Source organism: Bacteroides caecigallinarum (genome assembly GCF_016902295.1).
In the GTDB taxonomy this organism is placed as follows: Bacteria; Bacteroidota; Bacteroidia; order Bacteroidales; family Bacteroidaceae; genus Phocaeicola; species Phocaeicola caecigallinarum_A.
Map to the genome: position 1 here is coordinate 1 of NZ_JACJLQ010000154.1, position 515 is coordinate 515.

The following is a 515-nucleotide window of genomic DNA, read 5'->3' on the forward strand; positions in this document are numbered from 1 at the left end:
TAATGGTTAGAAAGGAGCATCGTCAGATGCTATCTTTCGTTGTTAGATACTAAATTTATGGTTTCAAGGACATTGCCCGATATAATATTTTGAACACCACTGAATATATCACTGCCATAATAATAAACAAGATTATCATAATCAGCCCACACTTGTTCTCGTTCATCTAACCATACAGTCAAATAACCGGGATGAATGTCTGCTAAATAGATAACCTTATTGACCTTTAACTTCACAGCCACTTTCTGCATAGCTTCCGGGCTGTATTTCTTTATTTTCTTGACATCAAAATAAAGAATATTAGATTGGTTCAGTTCTAATTTCATGTTATAGAATAGAGCAATCTTGCTTATAATACCGTCATTCAAAGGATAATCAAACTTTGAATAGGATTGTTTTAACTTATCAGCGTAACAATCCGACATCATTTGAAAGTTAAATTCATCCCAATGGTTATGAACAAGTATTTCCTTTATTGCAGTAGGTATATTCATATATAATTGTATCTAATGGTT

1 protein-coding gene is annotated in these 515 nt (G+C 32.0%); it reads right to left on the reverse strand.

Features of this window, described 5'->3' with window-relative positions; translation table 11 throughout:
- Positions 1-29: 29 nt before the first annotated feature.
- On the reverse strand, positions 30-494 hold the full coding sequence (locus tag H6A27_RS14605; RefSeq protein WP_041584086.1) for a hypothetical protein: 465 nt from the start codon (positions 492-494) through the stop codon (positions 30-32).
- Positions 495-515 lie beyond the last annotated feature (21 nt).